The sequence below is a fragment of the Lysobacter sp. genome, from assembly GCF_035655815.1.
In the GTDB taxonomy this organism is placed as follows: Bacteria; Pseudomonadota; Gammaproteobacteria; order Xanthomonadales; family Xanthomonadaceae; genus Lysobacter_J.
The window spans coordinates 39,780-62,836 of record NZ_DASRTS010000067.1; the positions used below are offsets into that span (position 1 = coordinate 39,780).

A 23,057-nucleotide genomic window follows, 5' to 3' on the forward strand; every position below is an offset into this window, starting at 1 on the left:
GCGACGGAGGTTCTGATGCATCAGATTGCGGCCACACTCACCGATGCCCTGCTGCCGAGCGCGCAGCTGGAGGCCATTGGCCAATACGTGTTCTTCCATGAAATCTTCAGGTTCATCGATGAAGAGATCATGGTCTTCCAGGCCAACATGCTCGCCAGCATGATGGCTTGGGTGAGCGGAACGGCCCTTGTGCTGGTCACGATGTGGGTGTTCTGGCAGGGATACCGCGTCATCCAGGGCCAGGCGCGCAACGCGATGGAATTGGTCGCCGACGGCACGCGCGCGGCATTCATCGCGACACTGGCGATGACGATGACCGTTGCCGGCGCCAACGCCTACGACTTCCTCAGCAACCAGCTTCCCAGCGAAATCACCGAAATCGTCACCGGGGAGAACGAGAGCGCGGGCTCGCAGATCGACGACAGCATGGCCCAGATGGAAGCGGCGATGGCTGCCATCGATGCATTCGGCGTCTCGGGCGACGGCAGCCTTGCGGTGAAGGAAGACAAGGACCGCGCAATGTGGATGGCGGGCGTTGGTATCGCCGGACCGGCGCTGGTGGGCGGCGCGCTGCAGGTGCTCTACAAGGTGGCGCTCGCCCTGTTCGTCGGGTTTGCGCCTTTGTTCATCCTGTCCCTGCTATTCAAGCAAACGCAGTCGTTGTTCCAGAAATGGCTGCTGTATGGAATCGGGACCATGTTCTCGTTCTCGCTGATGGCTTTCATGTCTCTTGTGGTCAAGAAGGTCGTGCTTGCCGTTTCCGCGGCACTCGTCATCCAGTACGGCATTGCAGCTGCAACTCCGGGTGCAACGGCACAGAGCGTGAGCAGCATGGCAATGCTGCAAGGCGGAATCGGCCTGCTGATGACGCTGGCCCTGGTGGGCGTGCCTCCGGTGGCCGCGTACTTCTTCCAGGGCACGCTGGGCAGCTACATGGCGTACTCGGTCTTCGGCGGCGCGCCGGGCGCCGGACAGCGACCGGGCGAGCAGGGTTATCGCGGGGCGGCGCCTACGCAATCACGCGATACCGAATCTACGGGCGACAAAACAGACCGATCAACAGGGTTGCTTAACTCTGGAACTAGGGTATCCGGTTCAGTGGCCCCCACCTACGCTGACGTCACCAAGACAGAGGCGCCGAATCGGTCGCGAGGGTTGACATGAAATCAAGGGCGCTCGCGCTGGTGTTGCTAACTGTGGCTACAGGATCCGCGCTGGCTGAAGGCGGATGCCCAGCTGGTCAATATCCTTACGACACACCGCAAGCTCGGCAATGTGTGCCGATTCCAGGTAAGAGCGGCTCAGGTGATGTTCCACCAACGCGATGGTTGGATCGATGGGGAGCCTTGGCGGTGGACCCTGCAACTGGGGATATGGGTGTGTCCGCAGGCGAGCACAGCCAAAGCGCGGCGAGGCAACTGGCGGTGGAAAGGTGCTCAGCTAATGGCAGTTCTGGATGTGCAGTGGAGTCCACTTTCCACAATCAATGCGCAGCAATAGCCAGAGGCGGCGGGCGTAGAGCGACGGCTACGGCGGCCACGGAGAAGGAGGCGCAGGAGCGCGCGATGCAAAAGCTGACGCGTTGTACGAGTGAGGCCAAATGCGCGGTGGCTTGGTCGGACTGCTCGTTACCCGTGCGCGTCCAGTGACTGGAGAAGGTTGAGACGACTTCCTAGCCAGTTCAGTAATTGATCCAATTTGAGCAAAGGAGTGCCGATCATGCACAAGCTACTCGTTGTCCTTGTGGTCGCGTTGTTCTGGAGCAACGCCGCCCACGCCGAAGGCGGATGCCCGCCGGGCCAGTACCCCTACGACACGCCGCAGGCGCGGCAATGCGTGCCAATCGCCGCGGATGCGGGCGGCTCGGGCTATTGGGCCGACCGTTACGCGGCCATCGTCTGGGGCCACAACGCTGACGGGACGCCGACCTACACCTGGGCCGCGGGCGCTTCCAGTCAGGAACGCGCCGATGCCGCCGCGATGGCCGAGTGCAAGCACTCCGGCTATGCGGACTGCCGCGTCGCGCTGCAGTTCGCGAACGGCTATTTCGCTGTCGTCAGATCGCAGCAGGGGCATCTGTACGCCGGTTCCGAGTTTGGCTGGTGGGGCGCGAGGCGACAGGCGATGAGCCACTGCAAGCGCAGCGGCGGCGTGCAATGCAAGGTCGTCGAATCACAACGCAGTCGATCGGAGTGGATCGAGTGACACATCCAGCGAAGAACATTTACCGCGCGGCCCTGCCCTTGCTGGCCGCTCTCAGCCTCACCGCTTGCAGTGCATCCGAGACGAACATGAGCCAGAACACTTCCAACGCATCCGGCCTGCAGCCTGTCGAGCACGACCGCGGTCGCGCCCGTCTCAATCCGACTCCGAAGCGTGCCTATGAGATCGTGATGACGATCGAGAACGCACCGGGCCCGTTCGCCAAGGTCTCGGGCGGCGCGCAGTACGACGTCACGAACGAGAACGAGTGCGGCCATATCAATTCGGCCGGCGTTGCCGAACGGATCACCAGCCAGGAAGACATTGCGTTCACCAAGGTATCCGACAGCGAGTATCGCGGCGTGGTCTACCTGGACCAGATGCTGGACGAGGACTACTACGGTCGCGGTGTCTGCCATTGGGAACTCACGGCGGCCAGCGCCACGCTGCGCGCCACGGGCGCCGATGGGGAAGCGATGTTCCAGCCGGCCATCATGGCCGATCAGCTCCTTCGCGGAGAAGAAGTGCAGTTGTACTTCTGGAAGGGCGCATACCCTCGCGACGCCATGGCGAACTATCGCGATTCGGGGTTCCCCACGCCGGACCGCTATAAGCCGGAAATCCGCGACGAATTGTTCAAGGTCACCCTCAAGGCGCAAGGACCGCAGCCATGACTGTTCCCTCCCAGCAATACGCCCACCTGGCCGGTGACGCCTACAAGGACTACCGCGTTGGCACGGCCGACCCGAACAATCCCGAGTACACGTACGCAGGCGGCGTCAAGTACGTGGTCGTGGAGCACGCGCAGAACAGCCGCAACGGGTATCAGGGAACGATCTACCAGAACGCATCGACGGGCGAGATCATCGTCGCGCATCGGGGTACCGAATTCGACAACGAGCCGTTTCGCGACGGTCTGCTGGCCGACGGATCGATGGTGTTCAGTCGCGCGAACCCCCAGATCCCCGACGCCATCGCCCTGACCCGGAAGGCCCTGGAATATGCCGAACGGCAGGAGGCACGCACCGGTCACGCGCCCGAAGTCACCGTCACCGGCCACTCCCTCGGAGGCGCCCTCGCCCAAGCCAGCGCGCATCACTTCGACCTGAAGGGCGAGACGTTCAACGCCTATGGTGCCGCCAGTCTGGGCTATCGCATCCCCGAGGGCGGCAACGCCGTGCTCAATCACGTAATGGCGTCCGATCCGGTCAGCGCGGCGGCCCGACATTACGGCCAGGTGCGCATCTATGCGACAGAGCAGGAGATCAGCCGTCTGGGCAACGGGGGCTTCAGCAACAGCCGCTACAACGGGCTGATCCCCGATACCGCCCTTGGCGTCGCGGCGTTCTCGTTCGACGCTCACAAGATGCACAACTTCCTGCCAGTCGATGCCGACGGGCGTCCGGATCGATCGATCCTGGCCGATCCGCAGGCGCGGCAGCGGGCGCAGGACAACCATCGCATGATCGGCGAGTACCGCAGCGACATGCTCGACCTGCGTGAAGGCGTCACCCGGGGCGCGCGTGGCCCCATCGGCAACGTCATCGACTCCATCGATTCACTTCGCGGCCCGGTGCAGCCGGGCGAGCCCGCACGTCGCGAACAGCGCGAGAACCACTCCTCCCTGCGCATGGACGATCCGCGTCACGGAGGCCATTCGCTGTACCAGGACGCCGAACGTGGCGTGCATGCGCTCGATGCGAAGGTGGGGCGCGCGCCCGACCAGCAGAGCCGCCAGCTTGCCGGGGTGCTCGCCGCCGAAATGCATTCCGCAGGTGGCCAGCGCATCGATGCCGTCGTGCTGGGCACGGACGGTTCCCGCGCGTTTGCCGTGCAGGGACGCGTGGACGACCCCGCGCACCTGCGCGTCAACGTGGCAACGACGGAAGCCATGCAGACACCGCTGGAGACCAGCACGCAGCGAATGGACCAGAGCATCGCCCAGCAGCAGGCGCTGGCGCAGCAGCAGTCACAGCAGCAGGAGCGACAGCAGGGTCCGCACGGCCGTGCGATGGCGTGAGGACAGCATGGTGACAGCGGCGTTGGTTTCGGCGGACGTCGCCGAGAATTGAGGCGCATGCCGCGTGATGGAGCTACAGGAGACAAGCAAGTGCAGATCATCGGTAAGTGCATGCTGACCGCGTCGCTGCTGGCTTTGATGGCGTGTTCGCAAGGCGTACAGGCTGAGGCGGAGAGCTCGGCTGCGCGGGAAACGAAACCTGCAGCCAGCCGTGCCGGTTCATCTCCAGTGAAAGCCAACCAATCCAGCGAGGAAGACGCGAAGGCAACTTCCTCCGCGGAGGAACTGCACGCCCACGTTCCGGAGGGAAGCACGCTGATCGACTCCGTCGGTGGCGACCTCAATGGTGACGGTCGCCCGGACGCGTTATTGGTCCTGGACACCGGCAATGGTGACGAGCGACTCGGCGAGGGCGTACCGCGCACCGTGGTCCTGCTGGTACGCGACGCCAGCGGCACACTGCAACCCGCCAAGCGCAACGAAAGGCTTGTGCCGTGCGAAACCTGTGGCGGCGTTGCTGGAGACCCCTACGGATATGTGCGGATCGACAAGGACCGCTTCACGGTGGCAGTCGGAGGCGGGTCCCGGGAACGCTGGTCAGACGATTACACCTTTACGTACGCCAACGGTGGTTGGTACGTCGACAAGATTGTTCGCTCGGTGGTCGACATGGAATCCGGCAAGCAGAAGCGAAAGGAGTTCACGCCTAGGGAGCTCGGAGAACTCAGCTTCGAAGATCTCGATCCATCGAAACTGGAGCAGGTCGCGCTCTGAAGCGCGGGGCGGGAAGAGTGCAAAGGAGTTTGTTGCGTAAGAGGAGATCCAACAATGACGCGTAGCTTGGTTTCAGCACTGCTCGTCTGCGTGCTGGCAACGGGATGTCAGGCGCCGGAAAGCGGTGAGGTTGTTTCGAAGGTCGAGGATCCAGCGGCGGCCAAGCCGACCCCTGTTCCCGCCGCGAAGGAGGAAAACGTGCAGTCGAAGCTTGAAGAAGTACTGAAGAAGGACATGGCCTACGCCGACCTGCGCACTGCGGTGCTTGCGCACGGATGGAAGCCGGTGGCTACCGCGGAGTGCAAGACGAACGTGGGAGGCGACGGCGCGATCTGCGATCACCTGCCGGAGCTGGAGTCGTGCAGCGGCGATGGCTACTGCATCAGCCACTTCGAGAACCAGGCGGGAGAACGGCTGGACGTGACCAGCTACGGAATGTCCGAGGACTGGAATGTCGCCGGCGACGATTCCCGCTTCAACGTTGTCGAATGGAGTTTTGCCAAGGCCTCGGGAAGCTGAGTGCCCTGGTACGCCGACGCATGACGCGCCGGTCGCGGTTGCGGGTTTGCAAGTGCCTGCTTCCGTTTGAGGCCTTCGGGTGTTCAGGACGAACGGATCGATGAGCCGACAACCACACTTGCTTGAACTGGAGGTTCAAACATCATGGGCAACAGACTGGGTGACCTGATCAGCCGCGGCGAAGGGGGTTACAACTCCTTCAATCGCGGCAGCGCGGGCGATGCTCGCGGAGCAACGATTGATTTCTCGCGGATGACGATGGGAGAGCTGCAGGATGCGCAGCACCTGCCGCGTCGCGATCCCGACAGGCTCTTCGCCGTCGGCAAGTACCAGATCATTCCGGGCACGATGGACGGCGCGGTTTCCGCCCTCGGCATCAGACGCAACGAGCGGTTCACGCCGGAGATGCAGGAGCGGATCTTCTCCGACTACCTCATCGTGACCAAGCGTCCGGATATCCACGGCTACATCACCGGCAAGCCGGGCGTTTCGCTTCACGATGCCCAGGAAGCAGTGGCCGCAGAGTGGGCCAGCGTGGCCGACCCGGACACCGGGCGCAGCAAGTACGGCGGTATTGGCAACAATCGCGCGTCGATTTCCGCCGACCAGGTGGCCGGCGCGCTCGATGCGATGCGCCAGGAGTATCAGGAAGCGATCCGGCAGGGTAAGTCGCCCGCCGAAGCGTGGCGCCAGATTGCACCGCACGAGGCAACACAGCCCGGACGCGAGGCTGCGCGCGATGCCATGGCCGACGGTGTGCTGCGCCAGGGCGAGCGTGGCGCCGAGGTCAAGGCGATGCAGGAGGCGCTCGTCAAGCTCGGCTATCGGGATGCGCAGGGACGTGAGCTGGTGCCCGACGGACACTTCGGCGCCCGCACCGAGGACGCATTGCGTGCATTCCAGCGCGATCACGGCCTCAAGGACGACGGCATCGCCGGCCCGAAGACGCTGGATGCGCTGAAGATCAGCGAGCGCCAGCCGCTCATCTCCGACGCGAACCATCCCGGCAACGCGATGTACAAACAGGCGCTCTCGCAGCTCGAACAACTGGGTCCGCAGGCAGGCTTCCGGAACCAGCAGGAAATGCAGAATGCCGCAGCATCGCTGGCGTTCGAGGCCAAGGTCAGCGGTCTCAACCGCATCGACCACGTCGCGCTCGGCACCAACGGCCAGGGCCTGTTCGCGGTGCAGGGTCGCCTGGACGATCCGGCCCACCATCGCATCTACGCCGACCGCGAGGCAGCCGCGCAGCAACCGGTGGAGCGCAGCTCGCAGCAATGGCAGCAGGATGCGCAACAGCAACAGTCGCAGCAGGCGCAGGCGCAACAGCGCGAGCCGGTTCGGATGACTCTCTGATGACGGCGCCAGATATGACCGCCCCCCATTCTGAGGACTTGCACTTGGCCGCGCCCGTTCGAGATTGCGTCCAGCTGAGCGGGCCGGTCGCGAACACCGGCCCATGCTCGAGTACAGCAACAAAGTGGCCGACCGCCGCTCTGATGCTGATGTCTGCCTTGGCTGCGTGTGACGCAAGCGAACATCCTGGACAGGCCACGCAGCCCGCTATCCCGAAGGTGGAGTCGTCACCTGTCAACCATTCAAGAGACAAGGAAGTCCAAGTGGCGAGCGTGATTCCGGAGACATTCCAGTCATACGTGAGCAGTCGCGTCGGCAATGATTGGGTATGCGAGGCCGGTGCGGTGACAGACGAGGATGGCCTGAGCCAGAGACCGCTGGCCTATCTCAGAGACGCCGGCGGTCGGGTGAAGTGGGTTCGCGAGATGGATCTGCCAGCAGATACGTTCCAAGCGAGGGCAACCGGTTGCATTCGCGATGGCAATCGCTTGTTTGTCCTGCTTCAGGCGGACACGCAATCCAGTCAAACGCTGTCGCAAACGTTGCTGAGCGTCGCGGCACTGGAGGTCGAGGATGGCGCGGTGACCCAAGTGCGGGACGTAGTGCCACCGCAGGTCAATGGGCCCTACTCGGCCTGGGTCGACGATGCGGACAGCGGCTTCAGAGTGGTGGACGGAAACCTGTCGGTCAGCGGCCATTACTTCCGCATGGAAGACCCGGAGAACCGACGAACATTCGTATCGGTCGTGAAGATCGATCAATGACGGAACATCCGACCAGGAGAACTACACATGGGTGACAAGGAAAGGTTCATTGCCGATCTGTATCCCGCGGCGCGGAAGATCGGGCGAGAAACCGGCATGTCGTGGGAGTTGATCCTCGCCCAAGCGGCCCAGGAAACGGGCTGGGGGCAACGGGTCCTGCCCGGAACAAACAACATCTTCAACATCAAGTCGCACGGTGGATGGGAAGGCGAGTCGAAAACCTTCAATGTTTGGGAGATCGAAGGTGGCAGGAAGGTATGGCGGGACCAGTCCTTCAGGGTCTATGACTCTCATGAACAGGCTTTGCGGGACCGGGTGACCTTCCTCAAGGACAATCCCCGGTACACGAAGGCCGGATTGTTCGAGGAGGGGACGCTTGGGAACCTGGAGAGGGAAGCGGCCGCCCTCCAGAAAGCGGGATATGCCACTGACCCACAGTACGCAAGGATGTTGTCCGCCGTGTTCCACGGTCCGACGATGCAGCGTGGGATTGCCCTGGCACTGGGCGGCCATCAGCAAGCGAACGATGCTCCACGAGAGGCGGCCATGGCCGACGGCGTCCTCCGTCAGGGCGAGCGTGGCGCCGAGGTCAAGGCGATGCAGGAGACGCTCGCCAAGCTCGGCTATCGGGATGCGCAGGGACGTGAACTCGTGCCCGACGGACACTTCGGCGCGCGCACCGAGGACGCATTGCGTGCATTCCAGCGCGATCACGGGCTCAAGGACGACGGCATCGCCGGCCCGAAGACGCTGGATGCGCTGAAGATCGGCGAGCGCCAGCCGCTGATCTCCGACGCGAATCATCCCGGCAACGCGATGTACAAACAGGCGCTTTCGCAGCTCGAACAACTGGTTCCGCAGGCAGGCTTCAGGAACCAGCAGGAGATGCAGAATGCCGCGGCATCACTGGCGTTCGAGGCCAAGGTCAGCGGCATGAGCCGCATCGATCACGTCGCGCTCGGCACCAACGGCCAGGGCCTGTTCGCGGTGCAGGGTCGCCTGGACGATCCGGCCCACCATCGCATCTACGCCGACCGCGAGGCGGCCGCGCAGCAGCCGGTGGAGCGCAGCTCGCAGCAATGGCAGCAGGACGCGCAACAGCAACAGTCACAGCAGGCGCAGGCGCAACAGCGCGAGCCTGCTCGGATGTCGATGTGACGTCACGCGGGCGCCGTACCTCGGTGCGGCGTCCGTCTCCCAAGCAATGGAGGACGCGAGATGAATCAGCGGATCAGCACACGGGTGATCCCCAGAAAGTTGCCAATGGCAGCAGCTGCATTCGCGCTGCTCCTCGTTGCCGGTAGCGCGAGCGCGAACTGCGCATCGGAGGATCCGTGCTACGAGTACATCCCTTACTACAACAATGATCCATTCACGTTCTGCACTCAGGGCGTGCCGTGGCATTGCTGGGCTCCGATCAGTCCGCAACTGGGCACGTATACGGTCACCAACCAGTACTGCTTCAACCCCGTGTCGGCTCAGCAATATGCCCGCGTTTGTCCCAAGGGGTTCACGGTGGGCGGTGGTGGGACTTCCATCGCGCGCGACCCGGCGGACGCGAGTCCCTGACCGAAGAAGGCGAGCAGAGGGGCCGATGTTCGGCCGCGACCGAAAAGGAACATCGGGGATGGAGCAATCGTTCTTATACACCCGCGGCCCCTACCGCATCGTCGCGGTAGACGGACGTGACGACACGGCCGGCGTGTTCAGTGGGGCGACGGGCTATGCGGTGATCGATTCGGCGGGGACACCGTTGCGGCTGGAAGTGTCGCTCGACGACGCCAAGGCCTGGGTGCACGCGCAGACGGACGAGATGGTGCACGGGCAAAACGAACGGAAACAGGCGCCGGCGCCAACCAGGCGACGGCGTCGCTGAAGGCAACATCGGGGGAGAAGTACCGTAATGCGCAATCGCAAGTTCGCGTGGGCGGCGGGGTTCGCCGTGCTCACCCTGGCGCTGGGCGCCTACCTGTCGGGTTACCTGACGCTGCTGCTGCTCAAGCTCGACACGAGCCTGCTGCAGTGGAACACCTACTGGGCCTACCTGCGCGCACTCGATCATCCGCAGGTCGCGCCGTACGTGGGCAGGATCAAGCTCGGCGGCGCCATCGGATTCGGCGTTCCGGTCATGGCGTACGTGGCGCTGCTGGTGGTCGCACTGAAGCCGAAGGAAAAGGCGCTGCACGGCGAGGCGCGCTTTGCCACCGCCTCGGACCTGGCGAGCAAGGGACTGTTCAAGCCGACCGCCAACGGCATCGTGGTGGGCAAGTTCGGCGGCAAGCTGGTGCGCCTGGGCGGCCAGCAGTTCGTGATCCTGGCCGCGCCCACGCGCTCGGGCAAGGGCGTGGGCGTGGTGATCCCGAACCTGCTCGAGTACCAGGAATCGATGGTCGTCCTGGACATCAAGCAGGAGAACTTCGACCTCACCAGCGGCTGGCGCAGGAGCCAGGGACAGGAGATCTACCTGTTCAATCCCTTCGCCGAAGATCGCCGCACGCACCGCTGGAATCCGCTCACCTACGTCTCGCCCGATCCGGCGTTCCGCATCTCGGACCTGATGAGCATCGCCGCGATGCTGTATCCGGACGGTTCGGATGACCAGAAGTTCTGGGTGAGCCAGGCGCGCAATGCGTTCATGGCGTTCTCGCTGTACCTGTTCGAGAACTGGGACGACGCCAGCAAGAGCACGTTCCCGCACCCGCCCAAGCCCACGCTCGGCGCGATCTACCGCCTCTCGACCGGCACCGGCGGCGAGCTCAAGCCCTATCTGCAGGGCCTGTCGACGCGGCCGTTCCTCAGCGAGCATGCAAAGACCGCGTTCGCCGGGCTGCTGTCGCAGGCGGACGAGACGTTCGCCTCGATCATGGGCACCTTCAAGGAACCGCTGAATCCCTGGATCAATCCGGTGCTGGATGCCGCCACCAGTGCGGACGATTTTTTGCTGACCGACGTGCGCAAGAAGCGCATGACCATCTACATCGGCATCCAGCCCAACAAGCTGGCCGAGGCGCGGCTGATCGTGAACCTGTTCTTCAGCCAGCTGATCAACCTCAACACGCGCGAACTTCCGCAGAACAACCCGCAGCTCAAGCACCAGTGCCTGCTGCTGATGGACGAGTTCACGGCCATCGGCAAGGTCGACATCATCGCCAACGCGGTGTCGTACATGGCCGGCTACAACATCCGCTTGCTGCCGATCATCCAGTCCATGGCGCAGCTGGATGCGGTGTACGGCAAGGACGTCTCGCGCACCATCATCACCAACCACGCGCTGCAGATCATCTACGCGCCGCGCGAGCAGCAGGACGCCAACGACTACTCGGAGATGCTCGGCTACCGCACCGTGCGCAAGCAGAACGTCACCCGCGGACGCGAAGTCAGCCGCAGCGTGAGCGAGGAGAAGCGCGCGCTGATGCTGCCGCAGGAGCTCAAGGCGATGGGCTTCGACAAGGAAGTGTTCCTGTACGAGGGCATCGAGCACCCGGTGATGTGCACCAAGATCAAGTACTTCCAGGACCGGTACTTCACCTCGCGCCTGCTGCCCAAGGTCGACGTGCCGACCCTGAAGGTCTGACCCGCTGCGCCGCCCGACCGTGCGCCGGGCGGCCGCCGGGGCGATAATGCCGGGCTTTCGTGGCCCGCCGTGCGCTCTGGGCCCGCTTCGAGTGGCCCATGACCCCAGTTCCGACGACCCCGGCGTCCGCATTCCCGGATTACCCGTTCACCCCGCAGCGCTTCGACGTGCGTCCGGGCATTGCGATGAGCGTCCTCGACGAGGGACCGCGCGACGGCGAGATCGTCGTGATGCTGCACGGCAATCCCTCGTGGAGCTTCTACTGGCGCAAGCTGGTACTGGTCCTGCGCGACCGCTATCGCTGCATCGTACCCGATCACATCGGCATGGGGCTGTCGGACAAGCCCGGCGACGACCGCTATCGCTATACGCTGCAGTCGCGCATTGATGACATCGAGACGCTGCTGACGCACCTGGGCATCGAGGGCCCCGTTACCTTGGCCGTGCACGACTGGGGCGGAGGCATCGGCTTCGGCTGGGGCCTGAAGCACTCGGCGCGCATCCGCCGGCTGGTCATCACCAACACCGGCTCGTTCCCGTTGCCGGCCGCGAAGCCTCTGCCGAAGTCGCTCAAGCTCGGCCGCGACCTGGCGCTCGGCACGCTGCTGATCCGCGGCTTCAACGCGTTCTCGTCGATCGCGTCGTTCGTCGGCGTCGAGAAGAAAATGCCCGCCGACGTGCGCCGCGCCTACGTCGCGCCGTACGACAGCTGGGCCAACCGCATCGCGACGTCGCGCTTCGTACAGGACATCCCGCTGGGTGAGGGCGACGCGGCCTGGCCGCTGGTGCAGGCCATGGGCCGCAAGCTGCCCGAATACGCCGACCGCCCGGCGTTCATCGGCTGGGGCCTGCGTGATTTCGTGTTCGACCGGCATTTCCTGAAGGGTTTCACCGACGCGCTGCCGCAGGCGCAGGTGCACGCGTTCGAGGACGCGGGGCATTACGTGCTGGAAGACAAGGCGGAGGTGCTGGTGCCGCAGATCCGGGCGTTCCTGGATTCGCATCCGCTGTAGAGGTGCGTTCCTGCGGAACAGGAAAGTCAGGGATCTTTCCGTTTCCGCTGGGCCACCCGCCTAGCTCGTCATCCCGGCGAACGCCGGGATCCATTTTGCTGCTGCTCTTGCTCTTGCTCGTCATCCCCGCGAAGGCGGGAATCCAGGGACTTTTCACGCTTTACCGGACGTCGCTCAGCAGCGATGCAGCCGTTCCTCGTCATCCCCGCGAGCGCAGGGACCCCGCTTGTCTTTGCTCTTAGCTCGTCATTCCCGCGAAGGCCGGCTCCGCTTCACTTCGGCGTCAGCCGAGTATCCAGGGACTTTGCACGGTTTACCGGTCGCCTGTGAGAAGCGGAAGAGCCACAGCTTCCGTCCGTCTAAAGCCGGCCGGGTCACTTTTCTTTGCTGACCCAAAGAAAAGTAACCAAAAGAAACGGTCTTCCCCGACGAAGCAATCCCACGACTGGAACGGGAGTCGGTGCCTTCGCGAGTCGGCATCCTGCCTCCGCGCTCAGCAGCGCACGTCCTGTGCGCTGCCCTCCGGGGCTAGGTTGGCTGTTCAACAGCAACAGCAACAACAACAACAGCACGAAGAACAGTCGCGATCGCCGAATACATAGCGACCATGCTCTTGCCCGTCATCCCCGCGAAGGCGGGGATCCATGGACTTTTCGTGCTTTACCGGCCAATCCACCAGCGACCGTCGCTCGACGTGGAAACTGCGGACTATCCGTAAGCGAGCATGGCCAGGCAGCCGACCCTGCCCCGGCAATCCGCCTCAAATCTCCGGCAACGGGTTCTTCTCTTCCTCGCGCACGCCAATCCAGTCGTCCGGGGTCAGCGCCGGCAAGCCATGCGCCAGGCGGGACTTGTCGCATTGGGGGCTGGCGGCGCCGAACTCCCACGACGCGGGCACCAGTGCGCACACCGACGGGCGGCGGTCGTGAATGGTGCAGCGGCTGTAGCGGCCGATCTCGGCGTCCAGCGCGACGCAACGCGGCTGGCTCTGCGACGTCCCACGCATGACGCGCTCGTGCGCGCGCAGCGTCTCGGTGAGTTCGATCGGGACGTGCCCGCCCATCGCCGGGTCGGCCTCGGACCAGTGGAAACTCACGCGGAAGAAGGCGCAGCAGGCGCCGCAGGTCAGGCAGGGGTGTTGCATGGGTGGACCGTCGCGGGGTCCGGAGGCTCGGGCGGGTGCGGAATTTTGAGGCTTGGCGCGCCCGGCGCAAGTGCGGAGCGGATCGGGCGAAAATGAATGCATGGACACCCCCTGCAACATCGCCTCGACGCTCCCGGACCTGGCGGCCCGGTTCCCCGACCGCATCGCCATGCGCTGCCCCGGCACGCGGGGACAGGACGGGATGGCGCGCTTCGACACTACCCTCACCTACCGCGAGCTCGACGCCCGCAGCGACGCTATTGCGGCCGGGCTGGCGCGCCGCGGCATCGTCCGCGGCACGCGGACCGTGGTGATGGTGCGGCCATCGCCGGAGTTCTTCCTGCTGATGTTCGCGCTGTTCAAGGCCGGCGCGGTGCCGGTGCTGGTGGACCCGGGCATCGACAAGCGCGCGCTCGGGCAGTGCCTGGACGAGGCCGCGCCCGAGGCGTTCATCGGCATTCCGCTGGCGCAGTTCGCGCGCGTGCTGCTGGGCTGGGCGAAGTCAGCGCGCATCCGCATCACGACCGGCGCTCGCGCCTGGCTGGCCGACGGCACCTTGGCGCAGGTCGAACGCGACGGCGCCGGCGCGGAGTGCCAGCTGGCCGACACGCAACCGGACGACGTCGCCGCGATCCTGTTCACCAGCGGCTCCACCGGCATTCCGAAGGGCGTCGTGTACCGCCACCGGCATTTCGTCGCGCAGATCGCGATGCTGCGCGAGGCGTTCGGCATCCAGGCGGGTGGCGTGGACCTGCCGACGTTCCCGCCGTTCGCGCTGTTCGATCCCGCGCTGGGCCTCACGTCGATCATTCCCGACATGGACCCGACCAAACCCGCGCTGGCCGATCCGCGCCGGCTGCACGATGCGATCGCACGCTTCGGCGTGGACCAGTTGTTCGGATCGCCCGCATTGATGAAGGTGCTGGCCGATTTCGGACAGCCGCTGCCGACGGTGAAGCGCGTGACCTCCGCGGGTGCGCCGGTGCCTGCCGACGTGGTGGCGAAGATGCGCGAGCTGCTGCCGCGCGACGCGCAGTTCTGGACGCCGTATGGCGCCACGGAATGCCTGCCGGTCGCGGTGATCGAGGGCCGGGAACTGCAGGCCACGCGCAGCGCGACCGAAGCCGGCGCCGGCACCTGCGTCGGCCGCGCCGTCGCGCCGAACGAGATGCGGATCATCGCGATCACCGACGCACCGATCGCCGACTGGAGCGGCGTGACGCAACTCGGCGAAGGCGTGGTTGGCGAGATCACCGTCGCGGGCCCCACCGCCACCGACCTGTACTTCAACCGCGAAGCACAGACGCGCGCGGCGAAGATCCGCGAGCGCCTGCCTGATGGCAGCGAACGCATCGTGCACCGCATGGGCGATGTCGGTTATCTGGATGCCGAGGGTCGCCTGTGGTTCTGCGGACGCAAGTCGCATCGCGTGGAAACCGCGGACGGGCCGATGTACACCGAGCAGGTCGAGCCCATCTTCAACACGCACCGGGACGTGCGCCGCACGGCGCTGGTCGGCGTGGGCAAGCCCGGTGCGCAGCGGCCGGTGCTCTGCGTGGAGCTGGCGCCCGGCACGGATGCCGGACAGTGGACGCGCATCGAAGCCGAGTTGCGAACGCTGGGCGCCAGCCATCCGCACACCGCGGCCATCGCCACCTTCCTCCACCATCCGAAGTTCCCGGTCGACATCCGCCACAACGCGAAGATCGGCCGTGAAAAGCTGGCGGCGTGGGCGGCGGGCCGCGTGCGTGGCGACTGACGACACATGACGGACCGCTACCGCCTGGACGATCTGGTCATCGACGTGCCGAGGCAGCGCGTGGAGCGCGACGGCGTTGCGCTGGACGTGGGCGGCCTCAGCTTCCGGCTGCTGCATTACCTGCTGGAGCAGGGCCCGCGCGTGGTGGGCTTCGACGAACTGATCGATCAGGTGTGGTCGCCGGCCGTCGTCAACGAGGAAACAGTGACGCAGCGCGTGCGGCTGCTGCGGCAGGCGCTGGGCGATGACGGGCGCAAGCCGCGCTATCTGCGTTCCGTGCGCAGCCAAGGCTATCAGCTGTGTACGGTGCCGCAGCCGTTCGACGACGCGCGTGCGGCCACGCGCCGCGCGACGCGCACGTGGCCCGTCTGGGTCACGGGTGCGATTGCGATGGCGGCCATCGCCGGCGGCCTGCTCTGGTGGCTGCGTCCCGCGCCCAACGCTGCGCCACGTTCGCCGCTGCTGGAGCGCGCCGCGTACTACGCCGGCATCGGCCAGCGCGACGACAACGAGCGCGCCATCGTGCTGTATCGCGAGCGCCTGCAGGAAGCGCCCGACGATAGCGAAGCGCTGGTGGGCCTCAGCCGCGCGTACAGCGCGCGCGTATGCCTGTACAACGGCGACGCCGATTCGGTGAAGCAGGCACTGTCGCTGGCACAACGCGTGATCGCCGGCGATCCGGACAATGCCGCCGCACACGCGGCACTCGGCTACTCGTATGACTGCCGCGGCCGCGTGGAGGATGCGCTGCGCAGCTACGAGCGCGCGCTGCAGCTGGACCCACGTGCCGACGCCGTGCGCGCATCTGCCGCGTATCTGTACGAGCGCCAGGGTCGGCTCGCCGATGCGCTGGCGGCCAACCTCGCCGTGCGCGAGCCGTCGCGCGTTCGCTTCCACGACATCCAAGTCGCCAGCAACCTGCAGTTGCTGGGTTATTCCGCCGCGGCCGAGGCGCGCTACCGCCGCAGTTTCCGCTTGTATCCCGACAACGTGTTCTCCAACCAGGCGTGGCCGGCGTTCCTGATGCGCCAGGGCCGCGTCGCCGAAGCGCAGGCCGCGCTGGAGGAATCGCTGGCACGGGGCACCGATCACGCCGCCCTGCAGCTAATCGCCGCCGAACTGGCACTGCTGCGCGGCGATCGCGCAGCCGCGCAACAGGCCGCCGCGCGTGCGCAGGCGTTGCGGCCGCAGGCAAGCTTTCCGCGCACAGTGCGATGGTTCGCCGCGGGCGTGACGCCACCGCCGACGACGCTGCTCGCGAACGCGGAATCGCTTCGTGCCGGCCTGCACGCCGGCAGCGAACCGCTGGACGGACTCGACGCCGCCCTGCTCCTGGACGCCGCCGGCGAACGCGATGCAGCCCTCGACGCACTGGCCGACGCCGTCCGCCATGGCTATCGCGACGCGGCCTACCTGCGTCGCTCGCCGTTGTTCGCGTCACTCAGGCAGTCGCCGCGCTTCGCCGACGTGACCACGGCCATTGACGTGGCGGTCGCGCGCGAACGCGAAGCCGTTCGCACCCGCGGACTGGAGCGCGCAGCGGGGCTTACGGCAGCGCCTTGAGGATGTAGTCCGAGAGCAACTGCTGCGACTGCCGGTGCATGTCGCGCTGGTTGAAGCGCGTGCGCGTGACCACCACGACGAGCCGTTCCGACGGAACCACGAACACGTAATTGCCGCCGTTGCCCGACATCGCCCAGGCATCGCGTCGGGTGCCGCGCACGTCGAAATGGAAGCGCCACAGCTGATAGCCGTATTCGGCGTCATCGCGCGCCTGCGCGTGTACGGTCGTCATCGCGCGTATCCAGTCGCGCGAGACGACTTGGCGGTTCTGCCAGCGCCCTTCGTCCAGCAACAACTGTCCGAACTTAGCCAAGTCGCGGCTGCGATACGTTGTGCCACCGCCGCCCATGCCGACGCCTTCCGACGAAACACCCCAGACGCTCTCGCGGATGCCCAGCGGCGCTTCCAGCGCCTCGCGCGCGAATGCCGCCAGCGATTTCCCGCTGACCCGTTCGACGATGGCGCCCAGCAGGAACGAATTGGCCGTGCAGTACGCGAACGCGCGGCCATACGGGCTGTCGGCCGGCCGCCGCATCCACGGCGCGTAGCCTTTCATCGGCAGGTCCAGCACGAACTGCGTCCAGTCGGCGCTGAGGTACATGCGCTCCTCGTTCCCCGCCGAGAACGCATTGTCGTCGTCGCATTCCCACTGCGAACTCATCGTCAGCAGGTCCTCGACGGTGAAGTCGCGCTTGCGCGGATCGTCGTTGCGCCAGGTCCGGTCGGGAAAGAACCCGTACACGCGCGCCTGCGGTCCGGCGATCAGGCCGCGGTCGACCGCCGCACCAACCAGCAGGGCGGTGATGGTCTTGGTGGCCGAGCGGGTGTTGTTGAGGACGTCCCGTCCGCCATCGTTGAAGTAGCGCTCGTACACGAGTTTGCCGTCGCGGGCCACCAGCACGCTGGTGGTGTCGGGCGCAGCCCCATCGGCGATCGCGTCCTCCATCGCCGCCAGCGTCGGGAGCTTCCAGCCGGTCCTGTCGGCATCGGCGACCGCCCAGCCGTCCTCCAGCCGCGGCGGCGGCGCATAGGGTGCCGCGGCGGCGAAGGAGGTGCAGGCAGACAGCAGGACCGAAAGCATGAGACGGCGCATGAGGCGACTCCACGTGAAGGAGCGCCGAGTGCAGCGCAGACCTGAATGAACCGCCTGAAATGCGAATGAAGATTTATGAAGGACTCGGCGCCATCGCCATGCACCGCCACGAAATCGCGGTCAGCCTCCGCAACCCGCCTTCCCCTCCGCCGTCGGCGCCTTCATCCGGTACACGTCCAGCTTGCCGGCGCGGGGTGCCTTGGCGGTGCCGCTGACCAGCAGTTCGCCGGGTTTGTTCCAGTCCACGGCCGGGCCGAGTGTGGTGCCGTCCTCCGTGTTGAACGACAGCTTCAGCGGCGCGATGTCGTCGTAGCGCGCACCGTCGCAGTGGGCGACGAACAGTCGCACGGGCTGCGTGGCCGGATCCTGCGAACGCGCGAACACAAGCGTGCGTCCGTCGCCCAGCCAGGCGGCGTCGAATTCGTCGGCCTTGCTGTTGACGCCGGCAACGGGCGTTGGCTGCACGAAGGCTTTCCCGTCCCAGCGGGCCACCAGCAGGTCATGTCCGCCTGCGCCGCCGTGTCCGTCGCTGGCGAACAGCAGGCGCGTGCCGTCGCGGCTGGGTGTCGGCGCCCATTCGTCGCCGCGCGTATTGACGCCGCGTCCCAGGTTTTCCGCGGGACCGAACGAACCGTCGTCGCGCACTGCGGCCCGGTACAGATCGTCCCCACCCTGCCCGCCGGGCCGGTTGGAGAAGAAGTACAGCCATTTCCCGTCCGCACTGAACAGCGGGTCGAAGTCGTTGGCCACGGAGTTGACCGAAACCGGCTTTGCGTCCTGCCAACGGCCGTCCTTCAGGCGTGCCCGCCAGAGGTCCCAGCCACCCGCGCCGCCTTCACGGTCGGTGCTGCCCCAGACGATATGCTGGCCGTCCGGACTGACGCTGCCGCGGATCTCGCTGGCCTTGGTCGACACCACGCCCATGCCTTCGATGCCGAACTCGGACAGGAAGGCCGACGCCGGCCCGGACAACGCGATCCCGACCACCGCGACCACCGCCGCTACACTTGCCGCCAAGGCCGCCCTGCGTCGCATCGTGCGTCTCCCCTCATTGTGATTCCCCCAGTCTAGCGAGGGCCCCCAGTGTCCAACTTCGCCTCCGTCGCAAATCCCGCCGTCGTAAAGCGCTTCGCCGTGATCGGCCATCCGGTCGCGCATTCGCTCTCGCCGCGCATCCATGCCGTGTTCGGCCGACAGACCGGGATCGCCCTGGAATACACCGCGATGGATGCGGCCCCGGAACTGTTCGACGCGATCCTCGCCGAGTTCGCAGCCGAAGGCGGGCTGGGCGCCAACGTGACCCTGCCGCACAAGACGCGTGCGGCCAGTGCCTGCACCACGCTGACCGAGCGCGCGCGCCGCGCCGGTGCGGTCAACACGCTGATCCGCACCGCCACCGGCTGGGAAGGCGACAACACCGACGGCGTCGGCCTGGTGCGCGACCTCACCGAACGCCACGGCCTGGACCTGCGCGCGCGCCGCACGCTGCTGATCGGCGCCGGCGGTGCCGCGCGCGGTGTGGCGCCGGCGCTGCTGGACGCCGGCATCGGCGACCTGTACATCGTCAATCGCACGCCCGAACGCGCGGACGCGCTGGCCGACGCGCTGGCGATGCCCGGCCGTGTGCATCCGCGTTACCTGCGCGACATCGGTTCGCTGGGCACGTTCGACCTGATCGTCAACGCCACCTCCGCCGCGCGCGCGGACGGCCTGCCGTCGCTGCCCATTGCGCTGGCCAATCCGCGCACGGCCGCGGTGGACCTGAGCTACGGCGAAGTGGCGATTCCGTTCCTGGCGTGGGCGCGCGCCGCCGGGGCCCACGACTGCATCGACGGCCTGGGCATGCTGGTGGAGCAGGCCGCCGAAAGCTTCCAGCGCTGGCACGGCGTGCGCCCCGAGACTGACGCCGTATACGAAGTGCTGCGCGAGCACCGCGCCGAACTGGTCACGGCCGACTGACGCGAACTGTCGCCATGGAATGCCGCGCCCGTTGCGGCGCGTGCTGCATCGCGCCGTCGATCAACTCGCCGATACCCGGCATGCCGCACGGCAAGCCGGCCGGCATCCCATGCGTGCAGCTGGACGACGACTACCGCTGCCGTTTGTTCGGACGTCCGGAGCGCCCCGCGTTCTGCGCGTCGTTGCGGCCTTCGCGGGAGATGTGCGGCGAATCGCGTGGGGAAGCGATCGGAACGCTGCTGGAACTGGAACGGCTGACGTGCCCTTAGGCAGCTGAGGCGCTCATTCCATCTGTCGCCGCAACGACAGGCGACGTTGTGCTGTTCGAGGCGTTGCGGAAGCGAGGCTCAGGCCACACCGCTCGACCTCACCTCGATGGTCACGTGCACGATCTCTTCATGCACCGCCAGTGCTTCGTGGAAAACCTGGGGATCGGCCGGAGCGCCGGTGACGACCTCGGCCGTGCACGCGAACTTCCCGCGACCCACCTGCCACACGTGCAGGTCGCTGATGCGTGCATCGAGCCCGTTGCCTTCGATCGCTTCCCGGATTTCCTCGACCACCGGTGCGTCCATCTGCGCGTCCAGCAGGATGCGACCCGAATCGCGGATCAGTCCCCACGCCCACACGGCGACCAGCGCCGCGCCCACCAGTCCCATCACGGGATCGAGCCACGCCGCATTGAAGTACATGCCGCCCAGCAGCGCGACAATCGCCAGCACCGACGTGGCGGCGTCGGCAATGACGTGCAGATACGCCGAGCGCTGGTTCAGATCGTGATGATGCCCGTGGCCATGGTGGTGATGACCATGGTGGTGGTCGTCGTGATGGTCGTGCCCATGCGAATGATGATCGCGGAGCCACCACGCGCAGAGCAGGTTCACCGCCAGGCCGACGATCGCGATGGCGATCGCCTGCTCGTAATGGATGGTGCTGGGATTGAACAGGCGCTCGACGGACTGGACCGCCATCAGCACGGCGACGCCCATCAGCAGGATCGCGCTGGTGTAGCCGCCGAGGATCTCGATCTTCCACGTGCCGAAGGCGAACCGGTGGTCGTTCGAATAGCGTCGCGCGCAGGCGTACGCGACGGCCGACAGGCCCAGCGCCATGGCGTGCGAGCTCATGTGCCAGCCATCGGCGAGCACGGCCATCGAGTTGAACCACCAGCCGCCAGCGATCTCGACGACCATCATCGCGAGCGTCAGCCACATGGCGCGGCGTGTGTTCCGCTCGGCCATCGGGTTGCCCTCATCGAAGGCATGCGAATGGCGCCGGCTTTCGGCGAGGGCGTCGAGGTTCATAGGACTGGAGGTGGACTGCATACCCCCAGGGTATATGGTCGCGCACCATGGCGCACGTGACTCGCGACAAGAAGAAGCTGCTGACACGCGTGCGGCGGGTGGCCGGCCAGGTGGCCGCGCTGGAAGAGGCGCTGGAGTCCGATGCGGACTGCACCGACGTGCTGATTCAGATCGCGGCGGCGAAGGGCGCGATCCACGGACTGATGATGGAAGTGCTCTCAGGTCATCTGATCGAGCACGTCGTCGCCGAGAAGTCGGACGCCAAGCGAGCGCGCGAAGCCGCGGCGATCATCGAGCTGCTGAAGGGCTACGCGAAGTAGCTGCACGCGGCCGGCCGGCGCTGGCGCCTACAGCAACCCGTCCCGCTTCACCGCGAGGTATCGCTCCACCAAGGACGCGGCCAGCTGGTCGCAGGTGACGTCCAGCACCATCACGCCATGCTTGCGCAGGGCTTCGTGCGCGGCGTTGCGCTGTTCCAGGTACTGCGCCGTGGCGCCGGCGCGGATCGCGCCGGACAGGTCCTGCACTTCGTCCTTCAGCGCCGCATCGAGCGAACCCTCGCGCAGGCTGGCCACGCACACCAGGTGACGCTTGCGCAGCAGCTGCACGGCAGCCAGCACGTCGTCCATGTCCTCGTCGCGCAGGTTGGTGACCAGCATGACCAGCGAGCGCCGGCGCTGGCGCAGCGACAGTTCCGTCGCGGCCGCGAGGAAATCCGTCGCCACCGGTTGCGGCTGGAGCGCGTAGCTGGCGCGCAGCAACTCGTCGATGGCGCCCACGCCGCGATGCGGCGGCACCCATGCGGTCGCACCGCCGCTGGCCAGCAGGCCGACCGCGTCGCCCTGGCGCAGCGCCAGGTACGCGACGACCAGCGCGGCATCCAGCACGTGGTCGAAATGCGCCAGTTCGCCGTCGCGCGCCAGCAGGCGGCGGCCGGTGTCGAGCATCAGCACCAGCTGCTGGTTCTTCTCGTCCTGGTATTCGCGCGAGATCAGCCGTCGCGCGCGCGCCGTCGCCTTCCAGTCGATCTGCCGCAGGCTGTCGCCGATGCGGTACTCGCGCATCTGATGGAAGTCGGTGCCCTCGCCACGGCGGCGACGCAGGTGCGCGCCGACCAGACGCGAGGCCTGTTCCGCACTGAACATCGCGAACTTGGCCAGTGGCGCGAAGTTCGGGAACACCCGCACCTGCTGCGCCGCGCCCGCCACGCGCGAGTGCCACCAGAGCCGCAGCGGCGAGTGCAGCCGCAGTTGCACGCCATCGAAGCGGAAGTCGCCGCGCGCGTTCGCGCACAGCTGGTAGTCGAACGAGGCGGCCTCGCCGCGACGCAGGCGCAAGCCGCGCGGCAGGCCCTGCATGCGCCAGCCGCCCGGGTGCAGGTCGAACACGTCCACGCGCTGCGCGTTGTCGCTCTGCAGTGTCAGCGTGACCGGACGTTCCAGGCCGATGGGCCAGGTGTCGGCCACGCGTCGCTCCACGATCGGCGTGGGTGCTCGCCAGAGCAGGACGAGGTCAATCAGCAGCAGCACGCCAAGCGCGCTGCCGGCGAGCGCCCATTGCGTGCGCGTCGCGTACTCGAACGCAACGGCAAGGCCAAGCGCGGACCATACGACCAGCAGCGCGAGCAGGCTCGGCGCCGGGCGCGGGAAGCTGCGGACGCTGGTCTGGGCGTTGGTCATCGCAGGTGCATCGACATTTTCGGATCGCAGGCGTCGACGCCCCGCACGTCCCGACCCTTACCCCAACCCCTCTCCCGCAGGGAGAGGGGCGCTGCCGCGCGTGTCATCCGGCGTGCAGGTTCGAGCGCCACGTCGCTCACTTGCGCGGCGCCTCGACCTTGGCGAGCAGCGCGTGCAGCACGTCGTCGGGCGACTGGCCTTCGATCTGCAGCTCCGGCGCCAGCGCGATGCGGTGGCGCAGCGCGGGCTTGGCGATTTCGCGGACGTCGTCGGGCGTGACGAAATCGCGGCCCGACAACACGGCCTGCGCGCGTGCCGCACGCACCAAGATCGG

The 23,057-nt window shown here is 66.4% G+C and carries 24 protein-coding genes and 1 pseudogene; 19 read left to right on the forward strand and 6 right to left on the reverse strand.

All coding sequences use genetic code 11. The features are described from left to right. The first annotated feature begins 15 nt into the window (after positions 1-15). From VFE83_RS17610 to VFE83_RS17670, 14 genes are all read left to right on the forward strand, one after another. On the forward strand, positions 16-1,164 hold the full coding sequence (locus VFE83_RS17610; RefSeq protein ID WP_324908577.1) for a type IV secretion system protein: 1,149 nt from the start codon (positions 16-18) through the stop codon (positions 1,162-1,164). Continuing rightward, positions 1,161-1,649: a DUF4189 domain-containing protein gene (locus tag VFE83_RS19550; protein ID WP_414674781.1), complete on the forward strand. Its 489-nt coding sequence runs from the start codon at positions 1,161-1,163 to the stop codon at positions 1,647-1,649. Before VFE83_RS17610 ends, VFE83_RS19550 begins: the two co-directional genes overlap by 4 nt. A 70-nt stretch (positions 1,650-1,719) precedes the next feature. After that, entirely contained in the window at positions 1,720-2,205 is a 486-nt protein-coding gene (locus tag VFE83_RS17615; protein ID WP_324908578.1) for a DUF4189 domain-containing protein, read from the forward strand. An 86-nt stretch (positions 2,206-2,291) separates the two neighbouring features. Further along, positions 2,292-2,876 carry a hypothetical protein gene (locus VFE83_RS17620; RefSeq protein WP_324908581.1) on the forward strand — a complete coding sequence of 195 codons (585 nt, stop codon included), beginning with the start codon at positions 2,292-2,294 and terminating at the stop codon, positions 2,874-2,876. Beyond that, positions 2,873-4,222 carry an XVIPCD domain-containing protein gene (locus VFE83_RS17625; RefSeq protein ID WP_324908583.1) on the forward strand — a complete coding sequence of 450 codons (1,350 nt, stop codon included), beginning with the start codon at positions 2,873-2,875 and terminating at the stop codon, positions 4,220-4,222. Before VFE83_RS17620 ends, VFE83_RS17625 begins: the two co-directional genes overlap by 4 nt. A 90-nt stretch (positions 4,223-4,312) precedes the next feature. Next, a complete protein-coding gene (locus VFE83_RS17630) occupies positions 4,313-4,996 on the forward strand; it encodes a hypothetical protein (protein ID WP_324908585.1) in 684 nt (227 codons plus the stop codon). A gap of 66 nt (positions 4,997-5,062) precedes the next feature. Continuing rightward, entirely contained in the window at positions 5,063-5,515 is a 453-nt protein-coding gene (locus VFE83_RS17635) for a hypothetical protein (protein ID WP_324908587.1), read from the forward strand. Between the two features lie 144 nt (positions 5,516-5,659). Then, positions 5,660-6,871, forward strand: coding sequence for a peptidoglycan-binding domain-containing protein (locus VFE83_RS17640; RefSeq protein WP_324908589.1), 1,212 nt, complete (start codon positions 5,660-5,662; stop codon positions 6,869-6,871). A gap of 143 nt (positions 6,872-7,014) precedes the next feature. Further along, entirely contained in the window at positions 7,015-7,635 is a 621-nt protein-coding gene (locus VFE83_RS17645) for a hypothetical protein (protein WP_324908591.1), read from the forward strand. A gap of 27 nt (positions 7,636-7,662) precedes the next feature. Then, positions 7,663-8,793 carry an XVIPCD domain-containing protein gene (locus VFE83_RS17650; RefSeq protein WP_324908593.1) on the forward strand — a complete coding sequence of 377 codons (1,131 nt, stop codon included), beginning with the start codon at positions 7,663-7,665 and terminating at the stop codon, positions 8,791-8,793. Positions 8,794-8,853: 60 nt separating this feature from the next. After that, positions 8,854-9,204, forward strand: a complete 351-nt coding sequence (locus VFE83_RS17655; protein ID WP_324908595.1) for a hypothetical protein — start codon at positions 8,854-8,856, stop codon at positions 9,202-9,204. Positions 9,205-9,262: 58 nt separating this feature from the next. Continuing rightward, positions 9,263-9,511: a hypothetical protein gene (locus tag VFE83_RS17660; RefSeq protein WP_324908597.1), complete on the forward strand. Its 249-nt coding sequence runs from the start codon at positions 9,263-9,265 to the stop codon at positions 9,509-9,511. Between the two features lie 27 nt (positions 9,512-9,538). Then, the gene (locus VFE83_RS17665) at positions 9,539-11,209 is read left to right on the forward strand and encodes a type IV secretory system conjugative DNA transfer family protein (RefSeq protein WP_324908599.1); all 1,671 of its coding nucleotides are present in this window, start codon (positions 9,539-9,541) and stop codon (positions 11,207-11,209) included. A gap of 98 nt (positions 11,210-11,307) precedes the next feature. Next, positions 11,308-12,222, forward strand: coding sequence for an alpha/beta fold hydrolase (locus VFE83_RS17670; protein WP_324908601.1), 915 nt, complete (start codon positions 11,308-11,310; stop codon positions 12,220-12,222). Between the two features lie 760 nt (positions 12,223-12,982). Here the strand turns inward: VFE83_RS17670 and VFE83_RS17675 are convergent. Next, entirely contained in the window at positions 12,983-13,366 is a 384-nt protein-coding gene (locus VFE83_RS17675; RefSeq protein WP_324908603.1) for a YkgJ family cysteine cluster protein, read from the reverse strand. Between the two features lie 100 nt (positions 13,367-13,466). On the opposite strand from VFE83_RS17675, the gene oleC reads away from it, so the two are divergent. Both oleC and VFE83_RS17685 read left to right on the forward strand, forming a co-directional pair. Then, positions 13,467-15,125, forward strand: coding sequence for an olefin beta-lactone synthetase (oleC, locus tag VFE83_RS17680; RefSeq protein ID WP_324908605.1), 1,659 nt, complete (start codon positions 13,467-13,469; stop codon positions 15,123-15,125). Positions 15,126-15,131: 6 nt separating this feature from the next. Further along, on the forward strand, positions 15,132-16,688 hold the full coding sequence (locus VFE83_RS17685) for a winged helix-turn-helix domain-containing protein (protein WP_324908607.1): 1,557 nt from the start codon (positions 15,132-15,134) through the stop codon (positions 16,686-16,688). Here VFE83_RS17685 and VFE83_RS17690 read toward each other — a convergent pair. Together VFE83_RS17690 and VFE83_RS17695 are read right to left on the reverse strand one after the other, a co-directional pair. Then, entirely contained in the window at positions 16,672-17,781 is a 1,110-nt protein-coding gene (locus tag VFE83_RS17690; protein WP_324908609.1) for a serine hydrolase, read from the reverse strand. The two genes, VFE83_RS17685 and VFE83_RS17690, sit on opposite strands and share 17 nt — an antisense overlap. 120 nt (positions 17,782-17,901) lie before the next feature. Continuing rightward, on the reverse strand, positions 17,902-18,816 hold the full coding sequence (locus VFE83_RS17695; protein WP_324908611.1) for a TolB-like protein: 915 nt from the start codon (positions 18,814-18,816) through the stop codon (positions 17,902-17,904). Between the two features lie 48 nt (positions 18,817-18,864). Here VFE83_RS17695 and aroE point away from each other — a divergent pair, with 48 nt between their 5' ends. Together aroE and VFE83_RS17705 are read left to right on the forward strand one after the other, a co-directional pair. After that, complete coding sequence (gene aroE, locus VFE83_RS17700; RefSeq protein WP_324908612.1) at positions 18,865-19,740, forward strand: shikimate dehydrogenase; 876 nt, start codon at positions 18,865-18,867, stop codon at positions 19,738-19,740. A 14-nt stretch (positions 19,741-19,754) separates the two neighbouring features. Next, positions 19,755-20,009 (forward strand): YkgJ family cysteine cluster protein, encoded by a 255-nt coding sequence (locus VFE83_RS17705; protein ID WP_324908614.1) that lies wholly within the window; start codon positions 19,755-19,757, stop codon positions 20,007-20,009. 78 nt (positions 20,010-20,087) lie between these two features. Here VFE83_RS17705 and dmeF read toward each other — a convergent pair whose 3' ends face one another. After that, positions 20,088-21,044, reverse strand: a complete 957-nt coding sequence (gene dmeF, locus VFE83_RS17710; RefSeq protein ID WP_324908616.1) for a CDF family Co(II)/Ni(II) efflux transporter DmeF — start codon at positions 21,042-21,044, stop codon at positions 20,088-20,090. A 47-nt stretch (positions 21,045-21,091) separates the two neighbouring features. On the opposite strand from dmeF, the gene VFE83_RS17715 reads away from it, so the two are divergent. Next, on the forward strand, positions 21,092-21,364 hold the full coding sequence (locus VFE83_RS17715) for a metal/formaldehyde-sensitive transcriptional repressor (protein ID WP_324908618.1): 273 nt from the start codon (positions 21,092-21,094) through the stop codon (positions 21,362-21,364). A gap of 27 nt (positions 21,365-21,391) precedes the next feature. Here the strand turns inward: VFE83_RS17715 and VFE83_RS17720 are convergent, their stop codons facing one another. Both VFE83_RS17720 and VFE83_RS17725 read right to left on the reverse strand, forming a co-directional pair. Next, a complete protein-coding gene (locus VFE83_RS17720) occupies positions 21,392-22,723 on the reverse strand; it encodes a DUF58 domain-containing protein (RefSeq protein WP_324908620.1) in 1,332 nt (443 codons plus the stop codon). A 136-nt stretch (positions 22,724-22,859) separates the two neighbouring features. After that, a pseudogene (locus tag VFE83_RS17725) lies at positions 22,860-23,057 on the reverse strand (AAA family ATPase); the annotation flags it as partial.

Excerpts from the sequence above, each read along its gene's own strand:
- VFE83_RS17610 (WP_324908577.1), top strand. The coding sequence starts at position 16 with ATGCATCAGATTGCGGCCACACTCACCGATGCCCTGCTGCCGAGCGCG.
- VFE83_RS17685 (WP_324908607.1), top strand. The coding sequence starts at position 15,132 with ATGACGGACCGCTACCGCCTGGACGATCTGGTCATCGACGTGCCGAGG.
- VFE83_RS17650 (WP_324908593.1), top strand. The coding sequence starts at position 7,663 with ATGGGTGACAAGGAAAGGTTCATTGCCGATCTGTATCCCGCGGCGCGG.
- VFE83_RS17720 (WP_324908620.1), bottom strand. The coding sequence starts at position 22,723 with ATGACCAACGCCCAGACCAGCGTCCGCAGCTTCCCGCGCCCGGCGCCG.
- VFE83_RS17620 (WP_324908581.1), top strand. The coding sequence starts at position 2,292 with ATGAGCCAGAACACTTCCAACGCATCCGGCCTGCAGCCTGTCGAGCAC.
- VFE83_RS17625 (WP_324908583.1), top strand. The coding sequence starts at position 2,873 with ATGACTGTTCCCTCCCAGCAATACGCCCACCTGGCCGGTGACGCCTAC.
- VFE83_RS17705 (WP_324908614.1), top strand. The coding sequence starts at position 19,755 with ATGGAATGCCGCGCCCGTTGCGGCGCGTGCTGCATCGCGCCGTCGATC.
- VFE83_RS17665 (WP_324908599.1), top strand. The coding sequence starts at position 9,539 with ATGCGCAATCGCAAGTTCGCGTGGGCGGCGGGGTTCGCCGTGCTCACC.
- VFE83_RS17715 (WP_324908618.1), top strand. The coding sequence starts at position 21,092 with ATGGCGCACGTGACTCGCGACAAGAAGAAGCTGCTGACACGCGTGCGG.
- dmeF (WP_324908616.1), bottom strand. The coding sequence starts at position 21,044 with ATGAACCTCGACGCCCTCGCCGAAAGCCGGCGCCATTCGCATGCCTTC.
- VFE83_RS17670 (WP_324908601.1), top strand. The coding sequence starts at position 11,308 with ATGACCCCAGTTCCGACGACCCCGGCGTCCGCATTCCCGGATTACCCG.
- VFE83_RS17640 (WP_324908589.1), top strand. The coding sequence starts at position 5,660 with ATGGGCAACAGACTGGGTGACCTGATCAGCCGCGGCGAAGGGGGTTAC.
- VFE83_RS17655 (WP_324908595.1), top strand. The coding sequence starts at position 8,854 with ATGAATCAGCGGATCAGCACACGGGTGATCCCCAGAAAGTTGCCAATG.
- VFE83_RS17660 (WP_324908597.1), top strand. The coding sequence starts at position 9,263 with ATGGAGCAATCGTTCTTATACACCCGCGGCCCCTACCGCATCGTCGCG.
- oleC (WP_324908605.1), top strand. The coding sequence starts at position 13,467 with ATGGACACCCCCTGCAACATCGCCTCGACGCTCCCGGACCTGGCGGCC.
- VFE83_RS17615 (WP_324908578.1), top strand. The coding sequence starts at position 1,720 with ATGCACAAGCTACTCGTTGTCCTTGTGGTCGCGTTGTTCTGGAGCAAC.
- VFE83_RS17645 (WP_324908591.1), top strand. The coding sequence starts at position 7,015 with ATGCTGATGTCTGCCTTGGCTGCGTGTGACGCAAGCGAACATCCTGGA.
- VFE83_RS17695 (WP_324908611.1), bottom strand. The coding sequence starts at position 18,816 with ATGCGACGCAGGGCGGCCTTGGCGGCAAGTGTAGCGGCGGTGGTCGCG.
- VFE83_RS17675 (WP_324908603.1), bottom strand. The coding sequence starts at position 13,366 with ATGCAACACCCCTGCCTGACCTGCGGCGCCTGCTGCGCCTTCTTCCGC.
- VFE83_RS17690 (WP_324908609.1), bottom strand. The coding sequence starts at position 17,781 with ATGCGCCGTCTCATGCTTTCGGTCCTGCTGTCTGCCTGCACCTCCTTC.
- VFE83_RS19550 (WP_414674781.1), top strand. The coding sequence starts at position 1,161 with ATGAAATCAAGGGCGCTCGCGCTGGTGTTGCTAACTGTGGCTACAGGA.